This is a genomic window from Arthrobacter sp. ISL-72, from assembly GCF_018613755.1.
In the GTDB taxonomy this organism is placed as follows: Bacteria; Actinomycetota; Actinomycetes; order Actinomycetales; family Micrococcaceae; genus Arthrobacter.
Map to the genome: position 1 here is coordinate 1 of NZ_JAGGPP010000040.1, position 8164 is coordinate 8164.

Annotated in this window: 8 protein-coding genes and 1 pseudogene; 8 read left to right on the forward strand and 1 reads right to left on the reverse strand. The window is 59.6% G+C overall.

All coding sequences use genetic code 11. The annotated features are described in order from the left end of the window. From J7I92_RS22515 to J7I92_RS22530, 4 genes and pseudogenes are all read left to right on the forward strand, one after another. Nucleotides 1–183, forward strand: a pseudogene (locus J7I92_RS22515) (3-phenylpropionate dioxygenase); the annotation flags it as partial. Continuing rightward, the gene (locus tag J7I92_RS22520; RefSeq protein ID WP_214844094.1) at nt 183–503 is read left to right on the forward strand and encodes a hypothetical protein; all 321 of its coding nucleotides are present in this window, start codon (nt 183–185) and stop codon (nt 501–503) included. The pseudogene J7I92_RS22515 and the gene J7I92_RS22520, both read left to right, overlap by 1 nt. A 5-nt stretch (nt 504–508) precedes the next feature. Continuing rightward, nucleotides 509–898, forward strand: coding sequence for a RidA family protein (locus tag J7I92_RS22525; RefSeq protein ID WP_311380466.1), 390 nt, complete (start codon nt 509–511; stop codon nt 896–898). Between the two features lie 274 nt (nt 899–1172). After that, the gene (locus J7I92_RS22530; RefSeq protein ID WP_214844097.1) at nt 1173–1973 is read left to right on the forward strand and encodes an aspartate dehydrogenase domain-containing protein; all 801 of its coding nucleotides are present in this window, start codon (nt 1173–1175) and stop codon (nt 1971–1973) included. A gap of 248 nt (nt 1974–2221) precedes the next feature. Here J7I92_RS22530 and J7I92_RS22535 read toward each other — a convergent pair whose 3' ends face one another. Next, on the reverse strand, nt 2222–2767 hold the full coding sequence (locus J7I92_RS22535) for a MarR family winged helix-turn-helix transcriptional regulator (RefSeq protein ID WP_214844099.1): 546 nt from the start codon (nt 2765–2767) through the stop codon (nt 2222–2224). Nucleotides 2768–2964: 197 nt separating this feature from the next. Between J7I92_RS22535 and J7I92_RS22540 the strand changes: the two genes are divergently transcribed. From J7I92_RS22540 to J7I92_RS22555, 4 genes are all read left to right on the forward strand, one after another. Then, entirely contained in the window at nt 2965–3483 is a 519-nt protein-coding gene (locus J7I92_RS22540) for a cupin domain-containing protein (RefSeq protein ID WP_214844101.1), read from the forward strand. Nucleotides 3484–3712: 229 nt separating this feature from the next. Continuing rightward, nucleotides 3713–5389, forward strand: a complete 1677-nt coding sequence (locus J7I92_RS22545; protein WP_311380465.1) for a thiamine pyrophosphate-dependent enzyme — start codon at nt 3713–3715, stop codon at nt 5387–5389. A gap of 76 nt (nt 5390–5465) precedes the next feature. Further along, nucleotides 5466–6947 (forward strand): NAD-dependent succinate-semialdehyde dehydrogenase, encoded by a 1482-nt coding sequence (locus J7I92_RS22550; protein WP_214844103.1) that lies wholly within the window; start codon nt 5466–5468, stop codon nt 6945–6947. 1009 nt (nt 6948–7956) lie between these two features. Continuing rightward, complete coding sequence (locus J7I92_RS22555) at nt 7957–8127, forward strand: hypothetical protein (protein WP_214844105.1); 171 nt, start codon at nt 7957–7959, stop codon at nt 8125–8127. Nucleotides 8128–8164 lie beyond the last annotated feature (37 nt).

The following is an 8164-nucleotide window of genomic DNA, read 5'->3' on the forward strand; positions in this document are numbered from 1 at the left end:
ACCCTTGAGGAAAAGCACTGGGCAGTCCTGGAACAGGACCGGGAAGTGCTCGAAGCACTCGCCGCCGACGCTGACAAAGATGAACACCTCTACCAGCACGACCTCGGCGTCGCACGGATCAGGCGCGTATACGAAGCCGACGCAGAAAAGCAGGCCGCTATCCTCAGAGGTGAAGGGCTGTAATGGATGACTCCATGCTGCTGACAGTCTTTCTGCGGCATGATCAGTCCCAGCACCTGGAACAGATTCAAGCCGGGCTGGATGAACGGGACTGGTGGAACGGCTTCCCGCCCGAAGGTTGCGAGATCGTCTCCTGGGTAGTCGCCATGGGTGTAGGCCAAATAGTTGCCCTGCGGCTTCCGGCTCGTCTGCTGAATACCGTCAACGTGGAGCTGGAACGGCGGGCCTGGGGTGTCTTTTCCACCGAGTTCTATCCGACGTATGACTTCCTGCCAGTGCGCGAACGCCTGCGCCGGGAGTCCAACGAAAGGGTAAGTCCTTGAGCAGGGTGAAAGCGGCGACAGTTCCCGAGCCTCCGCGCGAAAAGATGTTCAGTAACGCACGGTTGCAGGGGCAGCACTTTTTCCTGTCCGGCATGCATGCCGGCGGTAGTGGCGGCATTGTCGGTGGAAGCGATACCTATAGTCAGGCGCGAGAGACCTTCCGACGGATCAAAGAGCTTACCGAAGCATGCGGGGGCACAGTCGATGACATCATCACACTGTGCATCTACCTCACCGACATCTCCGATAAAGCGCTGGTCGGCAAGGCCAGATCCGAAATCTTCTCGGGCGACTTTCCGTGCTCCACTCTGGTGGAGGTTAGCCGTCTCGTCGAAGATGGGCTAACGGTGGAAATCGAAGCACAAGGCATTATCGGGGCTGCCCACCAGGATTAGGGCCAGATGCCCTGGTGACACGGGCTGGGTGGATGCGTCCTCCCCCGATCTGACCCTCCGAAAGTCGGATTGTTGTCAGCAATCCGGCTTTTGGAGGGAACCATTTTCCCTCCCCTCAAGCGCTGTGTAGCGCGTGAAAATCACCCGGTAGTTCAGCGTGGTATTCGAGTGAGCACAAGTGCCTTCGAGCGTGATGAAAATATTCTCCTCACTGCGCTTCGTAAACCACCTGCGCGAGCGGAGCCAACTACCTAATCAAGACTCGAAGGACATCATGAAATCAGCACGCACCTGCCGTGTCGGAGTTATCGGTTACGGCGCCATTGGAGTGCCCGTCGTCGCTGGGATCACTGCGGGACGGGTCGCAGGGGCTGTCCTGGAAGGAATTATCTCCCGGAGCCCGCTCAGTAATGTCCCGGTGAAACAGTTGGACCTGGCGGAGGCACTGGAATGCTGCGACCTACTGGTCGAATGTGCAGGTCAGGAAGCACTCGTCGAGCATGCTGAGGATGTGCTCCGGGCGGGTGTTGACCTGCTCGTAACCTCTATTGGCGCCCTGGCAGATAGAGAATTCTCAAGACAGCTTCACGCCGCCGTGCCAGGCCGGCTCTTCCTGACATCCGGCGCAGTTGGCGGCCTTGACCTTTTATCCTCCGGCGCCCGTGCGGAAGGCTATGACAAAGTCACGATTACGACGACGAAGTTGCCGGGCTCCCTTGTCCAGCCCTGGATGAAAGAGGCTTTGGTTGAGGAGATACGCAATGCTCGTGGTCCACTGGACGTTTATGAAGGATCGGCCGCTGAAGCCGCGCTGTTGTTCCCTAAGTCCCTAAACGCAGGCGCCGCCGTTGCTATCGCTGTTAACAACTGGGACGCTGTGACGGTCAGAGTAAGGGCAGACCCCGCAGCGGAACTGACCAGCCACGTCATTGAAGCGTCTGGAAACATCGGGGAATACCGGTTCGAAATCCGCAACAAGCCCTCTGAGGACAATCCGAGGACGAGTGGAGTAGTACCGTTCGCCGTACTACGATCCCTGGAATCCATTATCGGTGGCCGAGGCGGATTGATATGAGCGCAGCAACAGCCCCGAACTGCTGACCCGGCGTGGCATCGGGCACTAAGCCTCCCCCGCCATCCGCGGATTCCTCCCGGTTAGAACCGCGCCAGGAGCACCGGCAGGTCAAACTCTGTTACAACTTATGCCCCGGAAAAAATGACATTCGCGTTATTAGCCTCCTGTAGACAGACCCGGCGACCGCGAATGCCGGATGCCGGATGCCGGATGCGCCAGCCAAGCACTGACGCGAAGACGCAGGAGTTTCAGGAGTTTTGGCCAGCCGCTTCCAGCGCATTGACATCAGATGCGACCACCGATGCCTCTGCCTTCTTGAGCAGCGCTGCTAGTTGATCCAGCTCCGATGATGTCAGACCGCTCAACATCTGACGTTGCTTGTCTAAATGCTTACCGAATGCCTCATCGATAATAGCTTTTCCGTGAGCGGTCAGCTGGGCGTAGACAACCCGGCGATCTTCGCGTGTCCGGACTCGCTCGATGAGGTTTTGCTCCTCCATCCTGTCCAACCGGAAAGTGATACCACCAGTCGTGAGCATGGAGGATGTCGCGAGTTCCCCGGCAGTCTTCCTGTGTGGTGGGCCAGAGCGGCGCAGGTTGGCCAGGACGTCGAAGGACGCAAGTGTCAGCCCGTATTCATCAAAGTAGGAACTTTCGACAGCGCGGACCTGATTAGCCAGCCGCAAGAGCCGCCCAAGGACGCCAATCGAGCTCGCATCCAGGTCCGGCCGTTCGCGCAGCCAATCCGCCAGAATGTGGTCAATAGCGTCAGCTTCAGTTGTTTCGTCAGGCATGGCCCTGTCCTTTAGATGTAGATAGTGCATCTTAACACTGAGCTTTCCGGCGATCAATAACTCAGGTTGATTCCACTCAAGGTCTTGTTACTTGGTGGAATATACCTTAGTCTTGAGATAGTTAGAATTGAGGGACTTGCTCCTTAGCTTTGCTACGTTTTCTTGGTTTACATCGCCCCAGTCCGAGAGGTTTAACAATGAGCGAAACCGTAAGTGCACCAACAACAGATCTTGAAGAGCTCATCGATTCGTCCATCGCGTCCCGTGAGAGCCGCGTCGTTGACTTCGACACTCTGAAGTTTCAGACGAAAATGGGAGACAAATTCCGGCGTGGCCAGGTCCGCTACATCGGCTCCGGAGCGACCGGGGACCACTCGGATGACAACAACATCCTCCAGGCTGAACACTTCACGTTCTCCAACATGGTTCTGCCTGCCGGCTGCGTAGGACCTGAGCACACTCACCCTGACGTCGAAGAAGTATTCTTTGTCCTCGAAGGACAGGTGGAGTTCAGCGTCCACGATGTCGAGGACGGCACCAAGAAGGCCAGCCGTGTTTTGGGCTACCGTGACCTCATTCGTGTTCCTGCAGGCGTGCCGCGAAGCCTTCGCACCGTCAGCGAAGAAGACGCGCTGATCTGCGTAATCATCGGTGCGAAAAAGCCGGAGATTCCTTTCTACCCGCCGACCTCCGAGATGCACGGAGTCACTCGCTAGAAGTGTTCCTCCAAGAAGCGTGGGTACCAGCTAGAGCTGGTACCCACGCTTCTTGGTGCAGCTGTGGGTATCAGCAGAAGACATTGTTTTTTCATTTGTGAAATTGAGTAGCAGCATCAGCTGCATGACGATGGAGTCGACAACATTGGCCAAGCCCGTTCCCCCATGCCACCCAGCACACAACCTAGGGAGGGCAATCGGCCGTCCTAGCGATCAAGGCGGTGAGCGAGTGACCGCGGCAGTGGGAACCGTCCGAACCAGCCAGGACAGGAAAACCCACAAATCAGCAGGACACGTCATTGTTGATTCGCTTGTCGCACATGGCATCAGGCGGGCACACGTTGTCCCCGGCGAGAGCTTCCTTGATGTACTTGACGGGCTTCACGACTCAACGATCGAGACCATTGTCTGCCGCCACGAGGGTGGGGCCACCTACATGGCCGAGGCCGACGGCAAGATGAACCAGATGCCTGGCATTGCCATGGTTACCCGTGGCCCGGGTGCGGCCAACGCTCACGTCGGACTGCACACGGCGTGGCAAGATTCAACGCCGATGGTGCTGTTCGTGGGGCTAATTCCTTTCGCGCACCGTGACCGTGAAGCTTTCCAGGAATTCGACATTAAAGCCTGGTTCGACACCGGCGCTAAGCGGGTCATGGTTCTGGATCACGCGGACCGTGCCTCCGAGATCGTCGCCGAGGCCATGTTCTCTGCAATGAACGGCCGGCCCGGCCCCGTCGTTATCGGGTTGCCCGAGGACGTCATCAGGCAACAGATCCCCGCCGAGCTTCACCCGCCGATCCCTGTTGCCACGGGGGGCATGACCACAGTGGATTCCGATGCCCTGGCCACTGCCCTGGCCAGCTCCAGCAAGCCGTTGTTCGTCACCGGTGGAAATGACTGGACGCAGGAGGGCGCCGACCAGCTCACCGCCTGGCTGGAAAAGCATGACATTCCCGCAGCGGCGGAATGGCGGACGCAGGGGACCGTTCCGTTCAGTTCCCCGTCCTACGTCGGCCCTATCGGTTACGGTCGCCCGCGTCCCACTTATGACCTGCTCGAAGAGACGGACCTGCTGATCTTTGTCGGTACTATCCCGGGTGACGTCATCACGGACGGGTTCCTGTGCCGTCAGGACTGGTCCAAGAAAAACTTCCTCGTCACCATCGACCCCTCCCTCCGAGGCAGGTCAGGGCCAGTTTCCTACCAGATCGTCGCCAAACCGGACGTGTTCATCCGCGACCTCGCCAAGATCGAACTCCCGGTCAAGGACGAATGGAAAGCCTGGACGGCACGGATGCGCACTGAGCAGGAATCCTTCGCTGCGCTCCCCCAAGCGAGGCCTACCCTCGGCCATGCACGGATGGACACCTTGATGGCCAACCTCGTGCCAACCCTCCCCCATGACGCCATGATCACCCTTGGCGCCGACGAGCACACCAACTGGGCCCACCGCTACTTCCCAACCCAGCGCTACGCCTCCATGATCAGTGCCCGCAACGGTTCCATGGGCTACTCCGTTCCCTCGGCCATCGCAGCGTCTCTGGAATACCCTGGCCGGCGCATCGTGACCACCGCAGGGGACGGCGAATTCCTCATGAACGGCCAGGAGCTGGCCACCGCAGCGCAGTACGGTGCCACTCCCCTGGTGATCGTGATGGACAACCAGGAATACGGCACCATCCGCACCCACCAGGAACGCCATTACCCTGACCGGGTCTCCGGAACACAACTAAAGAACCCTGAATTCGCGCTCATGGCGCAAGCCTTCGGTGGGTTCGGCATCAAAGTCGACAGCGATGCTGACATCCCTGCCGCAATTGAAGCGGCACTGAAAGCTATCGACGAAGACCGTATCTTTGCGCTCATCCATCTAGTGGTTGAGCAAAGAGTCAAGGCCTACTAGGACGCCTGCGGACTCTGCCCTGCCGCAGGCATTAATCCTCGCCACCTCGCCGGTGCTGCTCAACGAACGGAAAAAATTGACTGTCCCCAAACTTACCGAACCTGAACTGCTCAATAGCGTCCCTACGGGCCTGCTGATTGGAGGGCAGTGGCGCGAGTCGTCCGACGGCGGCACGTTTGACGTGCACGATCCCGCCACCGGGGAGGTGCTCGCCACCCTCGCCTCCGCGACCAGCGCCGACGCCGTCGCTGCGCTGGACGCGGCCGATGCTGCCCAGGCGTCCTGGGCGCGAACTGCGCCGCGGGTCCGGGCGGAGATCCTGCGGCGCGCCTTTGACCTGGTCACCGAACGGGCCGAGGACTTCGCGCTGCTGATGACCCTGGAAATGGGCAAACCACTGGCCGAAGCCCGCGGCGAGGTCACCTACGGGGCCGAGTTCCTGCGCTGGTTCTCCGAAGAAACCGTCCGCGACTACGGCCGCTACCTCACCACACCCGAGGGCAAGAACAAGATCTTCGTCCAGCACAAACCTGTCGGGCCCTGCCTGCTCATCACCCCCTGGAACTTCCCGCTGGCCATGGCCACCCGTAAGGTTGCGCCCGCCGTCGCCGCCGGCTGCACCATGGTCCTCAAACCCGCCAGGCTCACCCCGCTGACGGCGCAGTACTTCGCGCAGACCATGCTCGACGCCGGCCTGCCCGCCGGTGTCCTGAACGTCGTCTCCTCCTCGTCCGCGTCCGGGATCTCGGGCCCGCTGTTGAAGGACTCGCGGCTGCGGAAGGTCTCCTTTACCGGCTCCACCCCGGTCGGCAAACGCCTCATGGCCGACGCCGCGCAGAACGTGCTCCGCACCTCAATGGAGCTCGGTGGCAACGCACCGTTCATCGTGTTCGAGGACGCAGACCTCGACGCCGCAGTGGAGGGTGCGATGGCGGCGAAAATGCGGAACATGGGCGAAGCCTGCACGGCCGCCAACCGCTTCCTCGTCCAGGAATCGGTCGCCCAGGAATTCACCGCCAAGTTCGCCGCCGCGATGGGCGCGCTGGCAACTGGCCGCGGCACCGACCCCGCCACCCAGGTCGGTCCGCTCATTGACGCAGGCGCCCGCGACGATGTGCACGCCTTGGTGACAGCCGCCGTCGACGCCGGAGCCACCGCTATCACCGGCGGTGCACCCGTAGACGGGCCCGGCTATTTCTACCAGCCCACTGTCCTCGCCGGCGTCCCTAACAACGCGGCGATCCTGGGCCAGGAAATCTTCGGACCCGTTGCCCCCGTGACCACCTTCACCACCGAAGAAGACGCCATAAAACTGGCCAACGCCTCCGAATACGGCCTGGCCTCCTACCTCTACAGCCACGACTTCAACAAGCTGCTCCGCGTGGCTGAACAAATCGAATTCGGCATGGTCGGGTTCAACGCCGGCGTCATCTCCAACGCCGCCGCCCCCTTCGGCGGCGTAAAACAATCAGGCCTCGGCCGCGAAGGCGGATCCGAAGGCATCGCCGAATACACCACCACCCAATACATCGGCATCGCAGACCCCTACCCGAGGTAAACCAAACGGACTCCGGGGAGCAACTTGCCGGGGCCATCAGCGCGTCATGCTCCTGATGGTCCCGGCAATATCACCTTCAGCGTTCGGGAGGGTCGTCCACCAACTACTCGGCAGTTCAACTTCGACATCTTTCCGCTAAAGCGCGAACTACCAAGCGAACCGCCTACGCTGCCGGACGACATTTTCGGAGCTTTACCCACGAGGTTTAGTGCGAGGGTGAAGGCAACCCTTGCCGCCCCCTTGAGGCGAGCATCAGATGGAGGAAAACATGGCTCGAGGCCGAGCACTCCCAAAAACAACCCCTCAGCCGGCGGGGCTCCTGAAGTGCCTGCCCCAATGCCGAATACGTTCGGGACTGGACAATGTTGATTCCCGGAGACACGGTTTCTTGTTCACAGAAGGGGGCAGCTCGAATCTTCCGGCCAAGTTGATGCTAGGACTGAAGACGGTCTTATCCTTTGGCTGCATCTGGCGACCGGCGCTGGCCGGAGACTATTTTCACGAAATGACGGCTCTATGGTTTGGCGTATTCGTGGAGACAGGTAACCAGCTGTTCTGGCTCCTCATCTGTTGACTACAACTGGTTGCGAAGGATCGAAACTGCTCGGGCTTCTAACTAGGTGGCACAGCCTGGTGTAATCCAACCACTACAAGTGCAGCTTCCAACAGCACGAACAGGATGGCAGACGAAGCTCCTGAAATAGCCGGCGGCGGAGCGGCGCACATTACCCATTGCAGCTTTGTTCTAAGTAACTTAGAATCAAGATAGTTAGTCTAACTTGAAGTATTCCATGATATCTAACTGGGGAGGGGAGACGTTGGTCACGTCAGGATCCGCCCCCGTGCACCTTCTGTTCGTCAGTTCTACTTTGCTCACCCTTTGACCAGCATGCATAAAGACAGGCCTTGCTGCACTGGGTCCGGGAAGTGACCCGGACCCCTGACAACCAAGGTGAAACCATCGGCGATCATCGGAGACCGTCGAACCCAACACCGGGAGACAGGAGTCATGAAAGTTTTTTTGAGCATCCTGAATACCTTCCTCGACGTCCCTGCCGAATACAACAACTGCGATCAAGAGCGCGTGATTTATCGCCGCGATGAAAGGTTCCCCGCCGGCACCATCTCGTCATCTCCCTGGGAGGGATGGTGGCATCACGAGCCGATGGCCGGAACCTGAGCCCACTTCCCGGGGTGTCAATGGCCATGAGTTTCTG